Here is a 20,805-nt window from a genome sequence, read left to right as displayed (position 1 = left end):
TAAATCATGAAAAGAAAATTCTTTCGTCAACAAATCATCCTGTCTGCTTTAGCAATTGCAGGTACTATTACTATACTATCTTCATTTAAAAAAGATGAAAATAAGCCTGTAGCAGATGATCTTAAGGGCACCATCAATATTTCGGGTGCGTTCGCCCTCTATCCTATTACTGTAAAATGGGCACAGGAGTTTAAAAAAATACACCCTAACGTGGTATTCAATATCTCAGCGGGTGGTGCAGGCAAAGGCGTTACCGATGCTTTATCAGGGCTGGTTGATATTGGTTTGGCTTCACGTGATATTAATCCTGCTGAAGTAAAGAAAGGTGCTTATACCATCTACGTTACTAAAGATGCTGTTGTGCCGACCTTCAACACCGGAAATCCCAATGCAGCCGCATTAGAATCAAAAGGCGTAAAACGCGACCAGTTTTTAAATGTATTTGTTACCGGAACCATTAAGAACTGGAACCAATTAGGCGGAAAAGTATCTGTGCCGATTCATATTTACACTCGTTCAGACGCAGCAGGTGCTGCCGAAACCTGGGCCAAATATTTCAATAAAAAACAGGAAGACCTGTTAGGTGTAGGTGTTTATGGTGATCCGGGACTTGCGCAGGCCGTCAAAAAAGATGTTACCGGTATTGGTTATAATAACCTGGCTTATCTTTATGATCTTAAAACTCGCAAACAGGTTGCCGGTGTGCATGCCTTGCCAATCGATGTGAATGGCAATGGTAAAATTGACGCCGACGAAAATTTTTATGATACGATAGATCATTTAACGGATGCCATCGCTTCAGGTAAATATCCTTCACCTCCGGCACGTAACCTGGGCTTTTTATTTAAAGGCAAACCTCAGAAACCAGAATTGGTTGAGTTTGTGAAATTCGTACTTACTGAAGGCCAGAAATATGTAGATGAGAATGGTTATATCGTTCTTTCCAAACAAAAGATTGCAGAAGAATTAAAGAAAGTAAATTGATATTTAGTTGATTGAGTAAAAGTGGTTGATTGGGTTGATTAAGTTCAAATCCCATCAACCACTTAGTTTATTCTAACCCGGTCAACTTAAACTAAACCAAAAATGCAGCGATTTCGCTTAATAAAAGATAAAATTCTTTCAAAACTGATGCTGATACTTACCATACTAACGGTATCGTTAGTAGTGGTTATAGGCATTGGTCTATATTATAAATCTGTCCCGGTATTGAATAATTCGTCGTGGGGCACTCTACTAACATCAAGCGACTGGAAACCACTTAAAGGATTGTTTGGTTTCTTTCCGTTTATAATGGGAACACTATGGGTAACAGCTATAGCCATTATTATTGCACTTCCCCTGTGCTTGCTCAGCTCCTTTTATATTACAGAGTATGCTCCGGCCCGTGTCAGGAAGATATTAGTTCCATTTGTCAACCTCTTATCGGGTATACCCCCGGTAATATTTGGTGTTTGGGGCGTGCTTTTTATTATTCCACTGATACAAAATCATATCGCACCTCATTTTGTTGAATTTTCAACCGGGTATAGCGTGTTAGCTGGCGGTATCGTATTGGCAGTGATGATATTCCCGCTGATCGTAAGTATTGTTTGTGAGGTTTTGAATACGATCCCCAGAGAATTAAAAGAAGCGTCGCTCTCATTAGGAGCTACTAAATGGGAAACCATTAAAAAGGTTTCACTGCGTAAAGCAAAAGCAGGCATCATAGCTGCTACAGTATTAGCTATATCACGTGCATTTGGAGAAACCATTGCAGTACTAATGGTTTGCGGTAATAATGCGGTCGTACCTCATTCGGTTTTTGATCCAGGGTATCCCCTGCCTGCACTGATCGCTAATAATTATGGCGAAATGCTATCTATCCCCATGTATGATTCGGCTTTGATGTTCGCAGCATTGCTACTGTTCATCATCATTTTACTATTTAACATTATTTCAAGGGTAATATTGGCCCGTTTGGAAAGGAAACTTGCAGCATGATCAGGCGTAAATTAGAAGAAAACTTCTTCAGGGTATTAATGCTATTATCCATCATTATAGTAGCGGGCAGCTTTTTCCTGATCGTAGGAACGATATTTTATAAAGGTATTCCGTTCATGAACCTCGATATGGTCACCAAAATACCCGGTGGTGGTTTCTATATTGGTAAAGAAGGCGGTGTTTTAAACGCCATTGTCGGATCGATGTATGTAGCCGGTGGAGCTACTATATTGGGACTATTAATCAGCATCCCTGTAGCTATATATATTAACATGTATTTAGGCGGAAGGAATTTTATAGCTAATTCTTTACGCATTGCCTTTGATGTGTTGTTTGGCATACCATCTATCGTTTATGGTGCTTTCGGCTTTTTGATCATGGTATATTTCGGTATCAAGGCATCTTTGTTAGGCGGTATTGTAGCTGTTACTTTATTAGTGATCCCGATACTGGTACGAACACTTGATGAAGTAATTATCACTGTACCCAAAGAATTACGTGATGCTTCACTGGCGCTCGGTGCTACCCGCTGGGAAATGTCAAAAGTGGTTCTAAGACAGATCAGGCCGGGAATATTTACGGCTATATTACTCTCCTTCGGCCGCGCTATTGGCGACGTGGCATCAGTATTATTTACTGCAGGCTTTAGCGATAATATACCTACCTCATTACATCAACCTGCCGCAACACTACCGCTGGCTATTTTCTTTCAATTGGGCAGTCCGGTTGAAGAAGTTCAGGGTCGTGCATATGCTTCGGCATTAATATTAACTATTGTAGTCCTTATCATTACCATTTTATCCTCTTTGCTGGCTAAAAGGTTTTCAAAAAATAAAATACAATGACAAATAATCCACATATCAGCGTACAGCATTTAAATGTACAGATCGGCAATCACGAGATATTAAAAGATATCTCGATCAATATTCCGAATAAAAAGGTGATCTCGATAATCGGGCCTTCAGGCTGCGGAAAAACCACTTTATTAAAATCATTTAACCGTTTGCTGGATGATACAGCCGATGTGAAAATAACCGGAAAAGTATTGGTTGATGGTGAAAATATTTATGATCCCAATGCTGAGGTAACACATATCCGCAAAAAAATGGGGTTGCTATCGCAGCGACCTTATCCTTTGCCCATGTCCATTTATGATAATGTAGCTTACGGGCCGCGTTTACACAGCAGGCTTAAGAAAAGCGAATTGGATGAACTTGTGGAGATCCAATTAAAAGCTACAGGGCTTTGGAACGAGGTTAAAGACCGTTTACATGCTCCTGCCACAAGATTATCCATCGGCCAGCAGCAGCGTTTATGCCTGGCACGCGGACTGGCTGTTGAACCTGAGATTATACTTGGTGATGAATCCACTTCAGCGCTCGATCCTGTTTCTACCCACATTATTGAAGATCTTTTTATCACCCTAAAAGAAAAATACACCATTGTGCTGGTAACACATATTTTAAGACAAGCCCGCCGTGTTTCTGATTATATCATATTCGTTTATATGGGTAAGATCATTGAATTTGGCCCTACTGAAGAGCTTTTATTAAATCCTCAGCAAGAATTGACTAAAGAATATGTAAAAGGGTTTATTAGTTAATTACCTGAACCATGATTACATAGATTAAAGGATTTACTTGATTTCAATTCTGGTAATTCTTTAGATTCTGATTCAGACAATATATTGTCTAATATTCCTACCTTTTAAGTATAATTTAGTAATATTGAAGTTCAATATTACTAAACTTCTGATGGCCTTTAATTACCACCGTATCGTTATCAAGATCGGTTCAAATGTTTTTACCCGGCAAGATGGACTACCCGACCTGAAACGTATCGGCCACCTTGTTGAGCAGGTCGCTGAAATAAAAAAACAGGGAAAGGAAGTGATCCTGGTGTCATCAGGTGCAGTAGCATCTGGCCGAAGTATGATCACTGTATCCGAAAAATCGGATGCTGTGGCAGCAAGGCAATTACTTGCTTCTATTGGACAGGTAAAGCTAATTAATACCTATTCAAATCTCTTCGGGCATTTCGATATGCTGTGCTCGCAAATCCTGGTGACAAAGGAAGATTTCAGAGACAGATTACATTATCTCAATATGCGTAATTGCCTGGAAGTACTTTTACAACATCAGGTAATACCAGTTGTTAATGAGAATGACGTGGTATCGGTGACAGAATTAATGTTTACGGATAACGATGAGCTGGCAGGACTGATAGCCTCGATGTTGAACGCGCAGGCATTGATCGTATTGACGAATGTAGACGGCATTTATGATGGCGATCCAAAACTTCCTGGTTCAAAGGTGATAGAGGAAGTGGACAATTCAACTCCTGATTTTTCCTCTTTTGTAACTTCCGGTCGTTCACAGTTCGGGCGGGGTGGTATGATCACCAAATCAACCATGGCACAAAAAACTGCTCAATTAGGTATTGCAGTGCATATTGCTAATGGAACAAAAGATAATATACTGATTGACGTACTGGAAAATGATGTAATTCATACCCGGTTTGCTGCAGATAAATCCAAATCGGGTAAAAAGAAATGGATAGCACATTCTGCACACAATGCCACCGGTGTTGTAAAAGTGAACGAGGGCGCTAAAACGGCGCTTGTATCCGATAAAGCGACTAGTCTTCTATTGGTAGGCGTCGTTAATATCATAGCTGATTTTAACAAGGGCGAAATCATTAAATTGATAGATGAACAGGATAAACTAATCGGTTTAGGAATAGCAGAATACAGCGCTGAAAAGGCCAGGGAGAAAATTGGCCAAAAAAACCAGAAACCACTGGTGCATTATGATTATCTTTATTTACAGAGTTAGGATTACCCATGAGCTTCCAAAAATACTTTGAAGATGCTTTGATTGCCGGCAGGGATATAGTGGATGTCTCAGCGGATACAATTGTTGCTGTGTTGAATGATCTTGCAAAAGCCGCTGTAGAGCAAACCGAACATTTATTAAAAGAAAACCAAAAGGACCTGGACCGGATGAATACCTCTGATCCAAAATATGACCGCTTAAAACTTACCGCAGCACGCATACAGGATATTGCAAAAGATATGGTTAACGTTGCGGGATTACCTCACCCTCTCGGCCATGTTCTCTCGGAACAAACTATGCCCAACGGACTTAATATCAGAAAAATAAGTGTGCCTTTGGGTATTGTAGGCGTGATATATGAAGCCCGCCCCAATGTTACCTTTGATGTATTTGCGCTTTGTTTTAAAACGGGCAATGTGTGTGTGTTGAAAGGTGGCAGTGATGCTGAATATTCCAACAAAGCCATTATAGCCCTTATTCATAATGTATTAGCTAAATATGATATTAATCCTAATGTGGCGATCCTGCTACCGCCTGAGCGCGAGGCCACAGAAGCTCTGTTAAATGCGATAGGTTATATCGATGTATTGATCCCGCGTGGTAGTCAACAATTAATAGATCGTGTAAGACAACAAAGCAAGGTACCCGTAATAGAGACTGGCGCTGGCATAGTTCATACCTATTTTGATGAAACAGCCGATTTGCAAAAAGGAAGCGAGATCATTTGCAATGCTAAAACAAGACGGGTAAGTGTATGTAATGCATTAGATTGCTTAATTATTCATGATTCAAGGCTACAAGACTTACCCCAAATAGGAAAATTGCTTGCTGAAAAAGAAGTGGAAATTTATGCTGATGAAGACTCATACGCTGTATTGCGAGGCGATTATCCGTCAAATCTTCTTTTTAAAGCTAAACCAGAACATTTCGGTACAGAGTTTTTGTCTTTAAAAATGGCAATTAAAACAGTTGATAGCTTTTCAGCAGCACTCAATCATATTGCCAGCCACAGTTCTAAGCATAGCGAGGCCATATTAACTGAAGATGCCGTAAATGCAGCCGCTTTTTTAAATAAGGTAGATGCAGCAGCAGTTTACGTAAATGCCTCCACGGCCTTTACAGATGGAGCTCAGTTCGGTTTAGGCGCCGAAATTGGTATCAGCACACAAAAACTACATGCCCGTGGCCCGATGGGTTTACAAGAGTTGACCAGCTACAAATGGTTAGTAAAAGGCGACGGACAGGTGCGCAATCCATAAAAAATTAAAAAATCTCAGGAAAAAGCTAACAATTCAACAACAGATAGCGTATAGAAATCCGGATAATGTGATCCCCTTATACTGATCGATGACTATCGCCGGGCCTTTACGTATTGCTATATTGTACGTTGCTATTGCTTTAATTTGGATAACATTAAGCGACAGAATACTTTTTTTATTTCAAGATATCTTTGACCCCGAAATTTATTCATGGATAAACAGCGGAAAGGGCTTCTTTTTTGTCATAATAACCGGGTTTCTATTATACAAACTAATAATAATAGATGAACGAAGACTGATAGAAATCGATGATCAGCAGCGTCGTTCTGATGATGAATTAAAAAGGTTGGCTAATATTGTCACCAGGGTAAATAATATGATCATCATTACCGATGAGAATAACCATATTACCTGGATAAATAAGGCAGTCGAAGATAGGACGGGCTTTCATCTTCACGAAATTGCAGGCAAATCGCCATCAGAATTCTTTATTGGGCCTGAAACAGGTATGGACGTGCTTGGGCAAATTATACAAAGAAAAAAAGCATTGGAAATCTTTTCAATGGATATTGGTTGTTATACAAAAAGTGGCGACCGGTTTTGGGTTCATGGAGAATTTACCCCCTTGTTTGATGATGATTATGAGCATACCGGCTATATAGCAGTATACAATGACATTTCCTGGCGCAAGCAAAAAGAAGATGAAATAACGCGCCAGAATGATAAGCTGAAAGAAGTGGCCTGGCTTAGTTCGCATGAGATCCGCCGTCCGTTAGCTAATATCATGGGTTTAGCCAATGTGATGAGAGTTGCTTCTAATATGGATGAAAAAGTAGAGATAATGGAAAGTATCAATCTGTCTGCTAAAGAACTGGACAAAATTGTACACAAGATCAACTCAAAGATCAACGAGGAAATAAATTCTGATCTCATCACTTCTTCCCGATAACATACAATTAATATTTCCGTTATATGTCATATTGTTGTTACAGCAATACCGACATAGTATCTTAATCTTACCTAAATCAAACCAATAGCTTGAAAATGCGGATAGTTTTCAATTACTATAAAACACTGTCAAGTGTAAATATTCCGCTTTCATTTCTTTTAGGTTTTTTATTCGGTATCCCTGCTTTTGTGATATCATTTTGCGTATTTGGGTTGATACTTTCTGCATTCTATTTCGAGTTATTTTATAAACAGCAGTATTACTTTTATTATAATTACGGCTTCACCAAATTTAAACTGATAGGTTTCTCCTTCGTGGGTAATATCCTGGTAGTATTTTTAATAATCATTATTTTAAAAATAATCCATTTATGAAAAACCTACTGGAGGTAGATAGTGTGATGATCTCATTCGATGACAGGCAAATACTCGGTGGGTGTTATCTAAGATGTGAAACAGGCGATATCATTGGCATTTTGGGCAGAAATGGTTGCGGAAAGTCAACCTTATTAAAAATCATCTTCGGAACCGTTTCTACTTACAACAAATTCATCAGGATAAATCAAAAAGTATACGATCAACCTTACAAATACGGCAACCTTATAGCCTATTTACCTCAGCATGAGTTTTTACCGAAAAATATATCGATAGGAAAAATTATCGATATATATCTTCCTAATAAAACCGCCAGAGAAAAAATAATTAATGACCCAAGATTAAAAAATCATCTCAAAAAATGTGTCTCAGAATTATCTGGTGGTGAATTAAGATACCTCGAGATTATGTTATTAGTAAGTATGGATACTAAATTTATTTTACTGGATGAACCTTTTTCTAAAGTAGAACCCTTATATAAAGAAGTGATCTCTGACTTGATTAAGCAATATAAGTCGACAAAAGGATTTATTATAACAGATCATGATTATGTTAATATAATTGCGGCAAGCGATAGAATAATCCTGATTACTGATGGCATATCCAGACCCATTACTAATTTATACGAGTTAGAAAAATGGAACTACGTACCAGCCGGAACATTCGAGCCGGGAAGTAATTAATTTAGCGTGACAATCAACTATTTAAAATAAGTTCTGTTTATTTGTTCATAGTAAACCCGGTTCTTATGAACATCGTTTCAAGAAATCCCGCCAATGGCAAACCACTTAAAACCTACCGGGGTCATAGTCCTAAACAAGTTGGGCAAAAGATAGCACAAACCCATAAAGCATGGCTTAATTGGAAAAATACCAGCCACGAGGAAAGAAGAAAGCTTTTGACCAATATGGCTAGCGTACTGCAAACACGCAAATCTGAATTTGCCGTATTAATGGCCCAGGAAATGGGCAAACCAATTAATCAGGGAGTTGCTGAAATTGAAAAATGTGCTTCGGTTTGTGAATATTATGCTGCCAATGCTGCATCGTTTCTAAAAGATCAATTAATTGAAACTGATGCCTCTAAAAGTTTTGTAAGCTTTCAGCCTATAGGTGTGGTATTGGCTATTATGCCGTGGAATTTTCCTTTCTGGCAGGTATTCCGCTTTCTGGCACCTGCATTGGCTGCGGGTAATTGTGGTGTACTTAAACATGCCTCCAATGTTCCCGGTTGTGCGCTGGCAATTGAAGACGTGGTACACCAGGCTGGTTTTCCGGATAACGTTTTTCAAACATTATTGGTTGCCAGCACAATGGTCGAGAAGATTATAGAAAACCCGCTGATACAGGCTGTAACCATTACTGGAAGCACAAACGCAGGTAAACAGGTAGCACAAAAGGCAGGATCACTTATTAAAAAAGCTGTATTAGAATTAGGAGGCAGTGATGCTTATATAGTACTGGAAGATGCCGATTTGGAAAAAGCTGCCGAGGCATGTGTTAACAGCCGTATCATTAACAGCGGGCAAAGTTGCATCGCTGCTAAAAGATTTATAATAGTTAAAGCTGTCCAGAAGGAGTTTACAAAGCTCTTTTTGAATAAAATGGAATCAAAAAAGGTAGGCAATCCACTTGATACTGCAACCGATATTGGCCCACAGGCTCGTGTTGAGTTGCGAAATGAATTACATGAGCAGGTAAAACGCTCTGTAAAAGCTGGTGCTAAATGTATTTTAGGTGGAAACTTGCCCAAAGGTAGAAATGCCTTCTACCCACCTACTATTCTCACCAAAGTAAAACCAGGTATGCCTGCTTATGATGAAGAATTGTTCGGACCGGTGGCGGCTATTATCATAGCCAAAGATGAGGCTGATGCTATACGTATTGCCAATGATAGTGCCTTTGGTTTAGGCTCTGCAATATTTACCGCGGACAGAGAGAAGGGTGAAAAAATAGCAGCGACCCAATTACAGGCCGGTTCCTGTTTTGTTAATTCCATTGTAAAATCTGATCCGCGATTACCCTTCGGTGGCATCAAACAATCGGGATATGGTCGTGAATTGGGGCTTTTTGGTATTCATGAATTTGTGAATATTAAGACGGTTTTTGTTGCTGAAAATTGAGTAATCCGATAACAAATAGCGCATCCCACAATAGTAAATAATGACTTATTGCCCGCAAATAAACAATCAGGTACTTAAATAACCACATTATATAAGTTTCATAAATAGCTGAAAATTAAAACTAATTAACCTATAGTTATTTACTGTGAGTTTTATTTTCATTGACGTAAACACGATAAAAAGGTTATGTTTTGCGGCAAGGGCAAATAGATTGTTCTACTTATACAGATTGATCAAAAAAACAATTAAAACTGTCGACAGATAAAAAAATGAAATTTAACGAAAACATAAGGCTGTTGCCAATAACGATTGATTCAGCCATATTGCTTGGGATAATAACAGCATTGGGATACGAGTGCACATTTTTGTACGAAAAAAGCTATTGTGATTATTTTTCTATTCCAAGTGATTTCATAACAGTTGATTTAAACAGTGTTGTACCCTACTGGACTCAAACAATTAACATTATTTTGATATGTTTTTTTTCTGCTGTAAGCTATTATAAATTAAATGGTTGGTTAAAAGGAACACCTTCGATAGCTAGATTTATAAGTTGGAATTTTTTGATACTATCTGCTTGTTACATAACATATTTAACTACAAAGGCTTTTGAAGGACAAAACTTTTTTTATACTGTGATTATTGTTGCTACAAACATTACGTTATTGATAATTAGTATTACACATAAAATATATAATAAGAGAAAACAGCACAATGACTATGAAAAAGCAGCAAATACATCAGAATCGGATGTACAAAGGTTTTATAGTACTGTACGACTTGTTGTTTTTGGAGTTGTAATTCTGTTCGTTGTTTTAAATCTTAATTTAAGCGAAATAAGGGGTAAAAAGGATGCGTCGGCTAAGCACGAGTTTTTAATACTTAATAATACATCAACGGTAATAATAAGAGCATATTCAGATAGGTTAATTTGCAAAGATTTTGATTTTAAAAATAAGAAATTCCTTAACAAAATACGACTTATTAAGATCGGTGATAATACCCAATTTTTGATGGCATTAAAGGAGCTCGGACCTATAAATCTTATAAATCACAAATAGATATCAGTACGAATCTTCAAAACACACAGTTAAATCCGTATAAGTTTAGTTAATCTATTTCAGCTGTTGGTATTTCGAATCCTGGACTTATCGCCAACAAATTACCCTCCTCTGACCCAACCCCCTACCATCATAAATCACAATAACGTATCTTTGCACCCAATTATGAGTAAGCATGGCAGGATATTAGTGGCAATGAGTGGCGGGGTTGATAGTTCTGTTGCAGCAATTATGCTGCACGAGCAGGGCTATGAAGTTATCGGCCTGACCATGAAAACCTGGGACTACGCTTCATCTGGCGGAAGTTCAAAAGAAACCGGCTGCTGCAGCCTGGATAGCATTAATGATGCACGTGCTTTAGCCGTAGGATACGGATTCCCTCATTATATATTAGATATCAGGAGTGAATTCGGTGGCTTTGTGATCGATAACTTTGTTGACGAATATTTAGCCGGTCGTACACCTAATCCCTGTGTTTTGTGTAATACGCATATCAAATGGGAAGCTTTATTAAAGCGTGCCGATAAACTGGACTGCGAATTTATTGCTACCGGGCATTATGCCAATATCAGGATGCACGATAATGGCCGTTACGTAGTATCAAAGGGCCTTGATGAAAATAAGGATCAGTCTTACGTATTGTGGGGAGTATCCCAGAAGAACCTTGCCCGTACTAAATTCCCTTTAGGAAGTTTTACCAAAGCAGAGATCAGACAAATGGCACTTGAAATGGGCCAGGTAGAACTCGCAGGCAAGAGCGAAAGCTATGAGATATGCTTTGTTCCTGATAACGACTATAGATCATTTCTAAGGCACAAAGTAGAAAATCTGGATGAACGTGTGGCCGGAGGTAATTTTGTGTTGACTGATGGCACTGTAGTGGGCCAGCATCAGGGATATCCATTCTATACTATTGGTCAACGTAAAGGTTTGGGCATTGCATTGGGCCATCCTATGTTTGTAACCCGTATCGATCCGCAAACCAACACCGTTGTTTTAGGTACACAGGATGAATTGGAACGCAAATCTGCCTGGGTTAAAAATTTGAATCTGGTTAAATATGAAAGTATAACCGAGCCACTGGAAGCAGTTACCAAAATACGCTATAAAGATGCCGGCACACAAAGCACCATTGTACAAATGGGCGAACACATGAAGGTCGACTTTCATCACAACGTTAGCGGCATAGCACCCGGCCAGTCGGCTGTATTTTACGAAGGCAACGACCTTTTGGGTGGTGGTTTCCTGATGTGATGCTTTGTTGAAATGTTGTAAAGTTGGAAGGTTTTAAAGTTAATTTGAATCTTACCAACTTGAACCCTGCAATAAAACAAACAGATAATTTGTCTTAATAAACTACAATATTTCAACCTTCCAACTTTACAACTTTACAACGCTCAAACGAAAAACAAATTTGCGTTTACCTTTCTTTATGTTTTATTTGCAAAAAAATAACTGCTTTAATGGCTAAAAATTTACTAATTGTCGAATCTCCGGCGAAAGCCAAAACCATCGAGGGATACCTTGGCAAGGACTTTACTGTGAAGTCCAGTTACGGACATATCCGCGATTTGGTGAAGTCGGAAGATGCAATCGATATCAATAATAACTTTGCACAGAAATACGAGGTTCCTGCTGATAAGAAACAGGTAGTAAGCGAGTTAAAGAAACTTGCAAAGGAAGCCGAGATGGTTTGGCTGGCATCGGACGAGGACCGTGAGGGTGAGGCCATTTCCTGGCACTTATTTGAAACCTTAGGCTTGAAGGATGCTAGTACAAAACGTATCGTTTTCCACGAAATAACTAAACCAGCTATTTTAAAGGCTATTGAAAATCCGAGAAAAATAGATTATAACCTGGTTAATGCCCAGCAGGCACGCCGTGTTTTGGACAGATTAGTTGGTTTTGAACTTTCGCCTGTATTATGGAAGAAAGTTAAACCCTCGCTTTCTGCCGGACGGGTACAATCAGTTGCAGTAAGGCTAATTGTTGATCGTGAACGCGAGATCAATAAGTTTACAGCCGAAGCGGCTTTTAAGATTGTGGCTATATTCGGTAAGGGGAAAGAAGCATTTAAAGCTGAACTGCCCGAACGTTATGCTAAACAAGAGGATGCTGAAAAGTTTTTAAGGGATTGTATCGGTGCTGATTTTAACATCAGCTCACTCGAAACAAAACCGACCAAACGAGGCCCGGCAGCTCCATTTACCACATCTACCTTACAACAGGAAGCGAGCCGGAAACTTGGTTTTTCAGTTTCACGTACCATGTCGGTAGCCCAAAAGCTATACGAATCAGGAAAGATCACCTATATGCGTACCGATTCGGTTAACTTGTCTGATACCGCTTTGGATGCTGCTGCAAAGGAAATTAATTCCGCTTACGGTAATAAATATCATCAGCACAGAAAATATAAAACAAAGAGTGCCGGTGCGCAGGAAGCACACGAAGCCATCAGACCAACCTACTTTGATCAGCATACAATTGAGGGTGACCCTTCTGAAAAACGGCTGTATGAGTTGATTTGGAAAAGAGCAATTGCTTCTCAGATGAGTGAAGCTTTATTTGAGAAGACCACTGCAAAGATCAGTATATCAACACGGAAAGAAGAACTAGTAGCTAATGGTGAAGTAATGAAGTTTGACGGTTTCCTGAAAGTGTACTTGGAATCCGTTGATGAAGATGAGGAACCTCAATCTACCGAAGACAATGCTATATTACCACCATTAAGTAAGGGACAGCGTCTTGACTTGCAGGAAATGAGTGCTACTGAACGTTATTCACGTCCCCCTGCAAGATATACAGAAGCCAGTTTGGTTAAAAAATTGGAGGAGTTGGGTATAGGACGACCATCGACCTACGCTCCTACTATTTCTACTATCCAGAACAGGGGTTATGTAGTTAAGGAAGACCGCGAAGGCAAACAACGCAATTTCAGGGTATTGACTCTGAAAGGTCAAAGTATTACCAAGGAAGAAAAAACAGAAAACACAGGTGCCGAACGTGGAAAACTATTCCCGACAGATATTGGTGCCGTGGTGAATGATTTCCTGGTGCAATACTTTAAAGGTATTGTTGATTATCATTTTACAGCAGGTGTTGAAAAACAGTTTGATGAGATAGCGCAGGGATTGGAAGAATGGACCGATATGATCCGCAAATTTTATAACCCATTCCATAAAGAAGTTCAAAATACGATAGAAACAGCTGATAAAGCCACAGGCGAACGCGATTTGGGCATACATCCTGTAAGTGGTAAAAAAGTTTCTGTTAGAATAGGCCGCTACGGGCCGTTTGTACAGGTTGGTGATAGCGATAACGAAGAAAAGCCGTTATACGCCAGTTTAAGAGCCGGTCAAAGCATTGAAACCATCAGTATTGATGACGCACTTGAACTGTTTAAGCTACCTAAAAAAGTCGGTGTGTTTGAAGATAAGGAAATGACTGTGGCTATAGGCAAATTCGGCCCCTATATACGGCATAACAGCGCATTCTATTCATTACCTAAAGATATTGATCCGCTTGATGTAACTGAAGAACAGGCTGCTGAGATCATTGTTGAAAAGCGTAAAAAAGACGCTGAAAGGTTGATAAAAACATTTGATGAAAACCCGGATGTAAAAATTTTAAACGGACGCTGGGGGCCTTATATCGAATTTGGCAAACAAAACGTTAAGATACCGAAAGGCAAAGAGCCGCTGGACCTGACTTTTGAAGAATGCAAGGCACTGGCCGATGCAGAAGCCAAAGCTCCTAAAAAGCCAGGTGCAAAGCGATTTGCTAAGAAAAAGTAATTTGTAAGTTGAATAAGTTGATTGAGTTAAGTGGTTAATTAAGTTTTTAAAATTAGACCAACTTAATCAACTCATTCAACTTAGACTAACTTAATCAACTAACATGATAAAAGACATCCCCGAAAATATAGTGCAGGATATAGCGATTGCAGTTGCGCTGGAAGGTGAGAATATCGAGAGTAAAACGTGGTATGTGTACTTGATCAACCTAAAGAAAGAGCCTATCGAGAATGTATTGATCACCTCGAAAGGCTATGGCGAAAAAGACGGGGAACAGATCAAGACCTCAACCCTGCGTCATATGTTTCCGGTAGTTGAAAACAGCGCCTTTGCTCTTATTGAACCAATTGATGAGGCCACTTTCGGGCTTAATAATGAATACTGGTTGAGTTATTATATCGGGAAAGAGATATTTGATAAGAAGTTTATTTTCCTGCCGGAAAGTATTGTCGAATCAAATTTTATTAAGCTCCCTATTATTAATAAGCCGGGTGTAATGATCCGTTAATTTTTAAAATCTTATTTCAGATAAATTTTTTATTGACGGAAATTTTATAATTTCAGGAAATAAATCAACCTTATCATGGAAGACGATTCAAGCCTTTCTCCTGACCGTAAATACCCTTTTATTGCCATCGCGGTTGGCCTGTTTTTACTCATAATATTAAGCCTTTACCTTATTTTCCACCGGAAGCATAATACTTCTGTTGATCCGGCCTTTAGCAAGTATATAGAATCTTATACTTCAGGAATAATATCTAAGGATGGAACAATTCGTATCCGTCTTGCAGGCGATGTGCCTACCACGCATGTGCAAAATGACAAATTACCTGACAATACATTTGATTTTTCGCCCTCAATTAAGGGGAAAGCCTACTGGATTGACGAACGTACCATCGAGTTTAGGCCAGAGGCCAAACTTGTTGCCAATCAAAGCTATACTGCTGAATTTGAGTTGAGCAAGATCCTCGACGTTCCGGATAAGTTTAAAGATTTTAAGTTTACTTTTCAGACTGTTAAACCCGACTTTACCGTATCGTTCGTTGGCTTGCAAACAGCTACTAATACGTCTATCGACAAAATGAAGCTGGATGGTATTGTCCAAACTGCCGATGACGAAGACAATGCTGCTATTGAAAAGCTGATCAACACTAATTATCCATCCCCTGTTCATATCAGTTGGCAGCATAGCAATGCCACTCATACACACAAATTCACTATAAACGAACTAACAAGAGTCGCTGACCAGGTGAATAAGCTTTCAGTCAGCTGGGATGGCAACAGCTTGAATGTAGATAAAAAAGGCGATCAAGAATTTGAAATACCCGCTATAGGTGACTTTAAAGTTTTGGCAATAACAGCAGTACAAGACCAGGATCAGTATGTTTTAGTGCAGTTTTCAGACGCTATTTTGGTTGGCCAGGAATTGAAGGGATTGATCGGTATAAAAAATGTAGAAGATCCGGCCTATACCATTGATGGCAGCACAGTTAAAATATATGCTTCCGACCGCCTGCAGGGCAATTACAGTGCCTTTGTAAATGAAGGTGTTGAAAATATATCCCATAAAAAAATAACCGCGGCATATTCTGGAAGTGTGTTTTTTGAAAACAGGATGCCATCAGTGTCGATACCCGGTAAAGGGGTGATATTACCTGATTCGGGTAAGTTAACCATGCCTTTTGAAGCCGTGAATTTGAACGCTGTGGATGTAAGCATCATTAAGGTATATGAAAACAATGTGCCCCAGTTTTTCCAAAACAATAGTTTTGATGGTGGACAGGAATTACGTGCCGTAGGTCGCCCTGTGGTACAGAAAACAATCCGCCTAGACCAGGACAAAAGCATCAACCTGAATAAAAAGAACCGTTTTATGCTGGATATAGACCAGCTATTGCGCGCAGAACCGGGCGCCATTTATCGTGTTGTAATTGGTTTCAGGCAAGAATATTCCTTGTACAACTGTGCTTTGGGTTCGCCTGCTTTAAAGAAAAACGATGGTTCTGGTGATGAGGAATATGGTGGCGATTATGATAACGGGGGAAGCAGTAATAATATAAAAGATGAGGATGATGACTTTTGGCAACGATATGACAGTTATTACCCTGAAAACTATAGCTGGAACGAGAGGTTTGACCCATGCAAAAATTCTTACTATACCAAAGATCGCTGGGCAAAACGGAATATCATAGCATCCAACATCGGTTTGATTGCCAAACGTGGCAATGATAACAGTATGACGGTGGCAGTGACCAATATTTTAACTGCACAACCAATGTCAGGGGTATCATTGCAGTTAATGGATTACCAGAAACAGGTTATATATAAAGGCACATCCGATGGGGATGGTATGGCCAAATTCGACCTGAAGCGTAAACCATACTTGTTAGTAGCTACACATGGAGCCGAAAAAGGATACCTTAAATTAGACGATGGCAGCTCTCTTCCACTATCCCGCTTTAATGTTGGTGGCGATGAGATACAAAGTGGCTTAAAAGGCTTTATTTACGGCGAGCGCGGCGTATGGCGGCCGGGTGATTCTATCTTCCTTTCGTTTATTTTGGAGGATAAGTTAAAAACTTTACCCGCTGACCACCCGGTTGAATTTGAACTGTTTAATCCTGACGGGCAATTATACAAACGTATCACCCAAACCAAATCTGTAGATGGTCTTTATAGTTTCCATACAGCTACTGAAACTTCATCGCGTACGGGCAACTGGTCGGCTAAAGTAAAAGTAGGTGGTGCTACGTTTGAAAAAAACATCAAGATAGAGACTATTATGCCAAACCGTTTGAAGCTGAATTTGAGCTTTGATGGGGCCACAGAATTATCAAAAGGAAGCAATACTGATGGTAAGCTTGAAGCTCATTGGCTGTTTGGCGGAATAGCACAGAACCTTAAAGCTAAAGTTGACGCTTTTCTATCGGCACAAAAAACATCCTTCAAAAACTATCCCGATTATGTTTTTGACGACCCTACCCTCGCATTTAATACCCAAACACAAACTGTATTTGATGGCAAACTGGATGAGAATGGTTCAGCTTCTGTCAATGCTGATATCAATGTCGAAAAGCAAGCTCCCGGACAGTTACGAGCCAACTTTGTAGTTAAAGTATTTGAACCGGGTGGTAATTTTAGTTTGCAGACACTCTCCTTGCCTTACAATGTTTACCCGGGTTATGTCGGCATTAAAACGCCACAGGGCAGCGATCTTTCAGGAATGTTATATACCGGAAAAGACAACCAGATAGAAATTGCTGATGTGGACACAAAAGGCAAGGCAATTAGCGGAGAACGCAATGTACAACTGGAGCTTTACAAGGTACAATGGCGCTGGTGGTGGGATCAGACGGGTAATGAGCTGAGCAATTTCACCCAGGATAAATACAATAAGCTGATAAAAACCGAAACGATCAGGCTGAATAATGGTCACGGAAAATGGAATTTGCACATTGACCAGGAAGACTGGGGCCGTTACCTGATCAAAGTATCTGATCAGCAAACCGGGCATTCAAGCGGGAAGATCATTTATGTCGATTGGCCAAACTGGTCGGAAAGGTTACAACAAACCAATCCCACAGAAGCGTCCATGTTATCTTTTACATCAGACAAAACCAGTTATAAGGTTGGTGAACAGGCTACTTTGACTATTCCAACCATGTCTGACGGTCGAGCACTCATCAGTTTTGAAAATGGTAGCAAGGTTTTAAAAACGATTTGGATCGATACCAAAAAAGGTCAAACGCAGTATAGTTTCAAGATAGATGAGAGCATGGCGCCGAATATTTTTGTGAATGTTACTTTGCTGCAGCGTCACGCACAAACAGTAAATGACCTGCCAATACGAATGTACGGTGCTATTGCCTTAACAGTTGATAATCCTGAAACCATATTGAAACCAGTGATCGGTTTGCCAGCCAAATTACGGCCCGAAACCCCATCATCCATTACTGTTTCAGAAGCATCAGGCAAAGAAATGACCTATACCATAGCCATTGTGGATGAGGGTTTGCTGGATATCACTAATTACAAAACACCTGATCCGCACGAAACATTCTATGCCCGCGAGGCACTTGGAGTAAAGACATGGGACTTATTCGATTACGTGTTAGGTGCATACGGAGGCGGCTTAGAGCGAATATTAAGTATTGGCGGTGATGGTACTGCCGGTACGAATAAAAATGTATCTGTCAACCGCTTTAAGCCTGTGGTGAAATTCCTTGGGCCGTTCCACCTGGACAAAGGCGAAAGCCAAACGCACAGCTTTACTTTGCCTCAATATATTGGATCGGTAAAAGCAATGGTGATTGCCGGGCATGATGGCAGTTATGGATTTGCCGAGAAAGCAGTCCCTGTTAAAAAGCCTTTAATGATATTAGCTACGTTACCGCGGGTTTTAGGGCCGACAGAGAAAGTTCAACTTCCAGTAACTGTATTTGCAATAGAGAACAATATTAAAACTGTAAATGTAACCGTACAATCTAATGCGTTCAGTAATTTAAATGGCAATAACCAAAAATCTGTAACTTTTAGTAAGACTGGCGACCAATTGGTGACCTTTGATCTGGATGTGAAAGATTTTGTTGGCGTAGGAAAAGTGAAGATCATAGCTAAAAGCGGTAGTGAGACAGCATCATATGATGTCGAACTAAATATTCGTAACCCTAATCCACCGATAACGAAAATTACAGAGAAAGAGCTAAAGCCCGGTGAAACCTGGACAACCACCTATTCTGCAATAGGTATGGCCGGAACGAATAAAGCAACAATTGATGTCGCTTCTATCCCACCGATGAACCTGACCAAACGTTTGGACTATTTGATTGAATACCCTTATGGATGTGTGGAGCAAACTACATCTTCTGCTTTCCCACAGTTGTATTTAAGCCAGTTGCTTGATCTTAACCCGGTTCAAAAGGCGGAGACAGAACGTAATATCAAGGCAACGATAAATCGGCTGAATGGATTCCAGGTTTCGGATGGCGGCTTAAGTTATTGGCCAGATGGTGGACAATCTGACGAATGGGGCACTAACTATGCAGGTCACTTTATGTTGGCTGCACAGGCTAAAGGCTATAGCTTGCCAATTGGATTTATTGAACGCTGGAAGAAATACCAGAAACTAAAGGCATTGGGCTGGGCACCTGATTCGCGCAGTTTTTATGGGGCCGACCTGACACAGGCTTATCGTTTATATCTTTTAGCCATAGCAAATTCTCCCGAATTGGGTGCAATGAACAGGCTGAGAGAATTTAAGTACCTGAGTATCGAAGCCAAATGGAGATTAGCTGCCGCTTATAAATTGGCAGGACAACCAGAGATCGGTTTGCAAATGATTTCTGGTTTGCCAACAACTATAAAACCATATAACTCCTTATACGGTACTTACGGGTCTGATCTTCGTGATGAGGCCATGATATTAGAAACATTAACCTTGCTGGGCCAACAACAAAAAGCAGCTGGTTTACTAAGAACGGTTGCTGCACGACTATCCCAGGATGAGTGGTACAGCACGCAAACCACAGCTTATTCCCTATTTGCGATAGCTGAGTATTGTGGTGTAAATAAGTCTGGAAGTAAGCTGCAGTTTACTTATAATGGTGGTAGTATTACTTCTGGATCATACTTGTGGCAAGCTGCAACAGCGTCAAACGGAGGTAAAGTAACCATTAAAGACAATGGCTCTAATAAATTATATATCAGGTTAATACAAAAAGGACAACCATCATCTGCACAGGATGTTCAGTCTATTAGCAAGCCGGATGTATTGCAGATGCGTATTGGTTACTTTACATTAGGTGGTAAGCCTGTTGATCCTTCAAAACTGAAACAGGGGACAGATTTTGTAGCCCAGGTGAATATTAAAAATCCAGGACACCGCGGCCGTTATGATAACCTGGCATTAACACAAATATTCCCTTCCGGCTGGGAAATACTCAACACCCGGATGATGAATAGCGACGAAGCATTTAAATCCTCGCCATCAGATTACCGTGACATCCGGGATGACAGGGTGAACACCTATTTCAGTTTACCTGAAGGTAAGGAAGTAACCTATTATGTAATGCTGAATGCGGCTTATACGGGTAAGTATTATCTGCCTGCAACCAGTTGCGAAGCGATGTATGATATATCAATTAGTGCTTTAGAGAAAGGGCAATGGGTAGAGGTGGTTAAGTAGTTATCAGAGATCGGTGATTAGTTATCAGGAATTTTTAACTAATCACTGATCTCGGGTTGCTAATCACTGTTGACCAAACAGCCCGTATTTCAATATGCAGTAGATGGCCCTCACACCGTCCTTCCATCCTATTTTCTTACCATCCTCGTAGGTACGTCCGTAATAAGATATGCCACTTCGAATAGTGTACACGTCAATTCCTTCACATGGTCTCTTGTCCAAGTATCCTGCGTGTGTTGTGAGTT

15 protein-coding genes are annotated in these 20,805 nt (G+C 39.9%); all 15 read left to right on the top strand.

The window, feature by feature from the left end; translation table 11 throughout:
- Positions 1-6: 6 nt before the first annotated feature.
- The 15 genes from ACPPVU_RS14705 (at position 7) to ACPPVU_RS14635 (ending at position 20,560) form a co-directional block, all read left to right on the top strand.
- Positions 7-984: a PstS family phosphate ABC transporter substrate-binding protein gene (locus tag ACPPVU_RS14705; protein WP_426667272.1), complete on the top strand. Its 978-nt coding sequence runs from the start codon at positions 7-9 to the stop codon at positions 982-984.
- 102 nt (positions 985-1,086) lie between these two features.
- Complete coding sequence (pstC, locus tag ACPPVU_RS14700; RefSeq protein ID WP_426667271.1) at positions 1,087-1,983, top strand: phosphate ABC transporter permease subunit PstC; 897 nt, start codon at positions 1,087-1,089, stop codon at positions 1,981-1,983.
- Positions 1,980-2,828: a phosphate ABC transporter permease PstA gene (gene pstA / locus ACPPVU_RS14695; RefSeq protein WP_426667270.1), complete on the top strand. Its 849-nt coding sequence runs from the start codon at positions 1,980-1,982 to the stop codon at positions 2,826-2,828. The genes pstC and pstA overlap by 4 nt, the downstream gene beginning before the upstream one ends.
- Positions 2,825-3,586 (top strand): phosphate ABC transporter ATP-binding protein, encoded by a 762-nt coding sequence (locus ACPPVU_RS14690; protein WP_426667269.1) that lies wholly within the window; start codon positions 2,825-2,827, stop codon positions 3,584-3,586. Before pstA ends, ACPPVU_RS14690 begins: the two co-directional genes overlap by 4 nt.
- Positions 3,587-3,737: 151 nt before the next feature.
- Entirely contained in the window at positions 3,738-4,817 is a 1,080-nt protein-coding gene (proB, locus tag ACPPVU_RS14685) for a glutamate 5-kinase (RefSeq protein ID WP_426667268.1), read from the top strand.
- Positions 4,818-4,825: 8 nt separating this feature from the next.
- On the top strand, positions 4,826-6,076 hold the full coding sequence (locus tag ACPPVU_RS14680) for a glutamate-5-semialdehyde dehydrogenase (protein WP_426667267.1): 1,251 nt from the start codon (positions 4,826-4,828) through the stop codon (positions 6,074-6,076).
- Positions 6,077-6,164: 88 nt separating this feature from the next.
- On the top strand, positions 6,165-7,025 hold the full coding sequence (locus ACPPVU_RS14675; protein ID WP_426667266.1) for a PAS domain S-box protein: 861 nt from the start codon (positions 6,165-6,167) through the stop codon (positions 7,023-7,025).
- A 95-nt stretch (positions 7,026-7,120) separates the two neighbouring features.
- Positions 7,121-7,399: a hypothetical protein gene (locus ACPPVU_RS14670; RefSeq protein ID WP_426667265.1), complete on the top strand. Its 279-nt coding sequence runs from the start codon at positions 7,121-7,123 to the stop codon at positions 7,397-7,399.
- A complete protein-coding gene (locus ACPPVU_RS14665; RefSeq protein ID WP_426667264.1) occupies positions 7,396-8,082 on the top strand; it encodes an ATP-binding cassette domain-containing protein in 687 nt (228 codons plus the stop codon). The genes ACPPVU_RS14670 and ACPPVU_RS14665 overlap by 4 nt, the downstream gene beginning before the upstream one ends.
- A 65-nt stretch (positions 8,083-8,147) precedes the next feature.
- Positions 8,148-9,521, top strand: a complete 1,374-nt coding sequence (locus ACPPVU_RS14660; RefSeq protein WP_426667263.1) for an NAD-dependent succinate-semialdehyde dehydrogenase — start codon at positions 8,148-8,150, stop codon at positions 9,519-9,521.
- A 269-nt stretch (positions 9,522-9,790) separates the two neighbouring features.
- Positions 9,791-10,582, top strand: a complete 792-nt coding sequence (locus tag ACPPVU_RS14655) for a hypothetical protein (protein WP_426667262.1) — start codon at positions 9,791-9,793, stop codon at positions 10,580-10,582.
- A 165-nt stretch (positions 10,583-10,747) separates the two neighbouring features.
- Complete coding sequence (gene mnmA / locus ACPPVU_RS14650) at positions 10,748-11,836, top strand: tRNA 2-thiouridine(34) synthase MnmA (RefSeq protein ID WP_426667261.1); 1,089 nt, start codon at positions 10,748-10,750, stop codon at positions 11,834-11,836.
- Positions 11,837-12,045: 209 nt separating this feature from the next.
- Positions 12,046-14,376, top strand: a complete 2,331-nt coding sequence (gene topA / locus ACPPVU_RS14645; protein ID WP_426667260.1) for a type I DNA topoisomerase — start codon at positions 12,046-12,048, stop codon at positions 14,374-14,376.
- Positions 14,377-14,479: 103 nt separating this feature from the next.
- The gene (locus tag ACPPVU_RS14640) at positions 14,480-14,884 is read left to right on the top strand and encodes a hypothetical protein (RefSeq protein WP_426667259.1); all 405 of its coding nucleotides are present in this window, start codon (positions 14,480-14,482) and stop codon (positions 14,882-14,884) included.
- Positions 14,885-14,959: 75 nt separating this feature from the next.
- On the top strand, positions 14,960-20,560 hold the full coding sequence (locus ACPPVU_RS14635) for an alpha-2-macroglobulin family protein (RefSeq protein ID WP_426667258.1): 5,601 nt from the start codon (positions 14,960-14,962) through the stop codon (positions 20,558-20,560).
- The last annotated feature ends 245 nt before the right edge of the window (positions 20,561-20,805 follow it).

The sequence above is a fragment of the Mucilaginibacter sp. McL0603 genome, assembly GCF_049992945.1.
Taxonomy (GTDB): domain Bacteria; phylum Bacteroidota; class Bacteroidia; order Sphingobacteriales; family Sphingobacteriaceae; genus Mucilaginibacter.
Note: the sequence above shows the minus strand (reverse complement) of the source record. Positions and strands in the feature narration are given on the sequence as shown.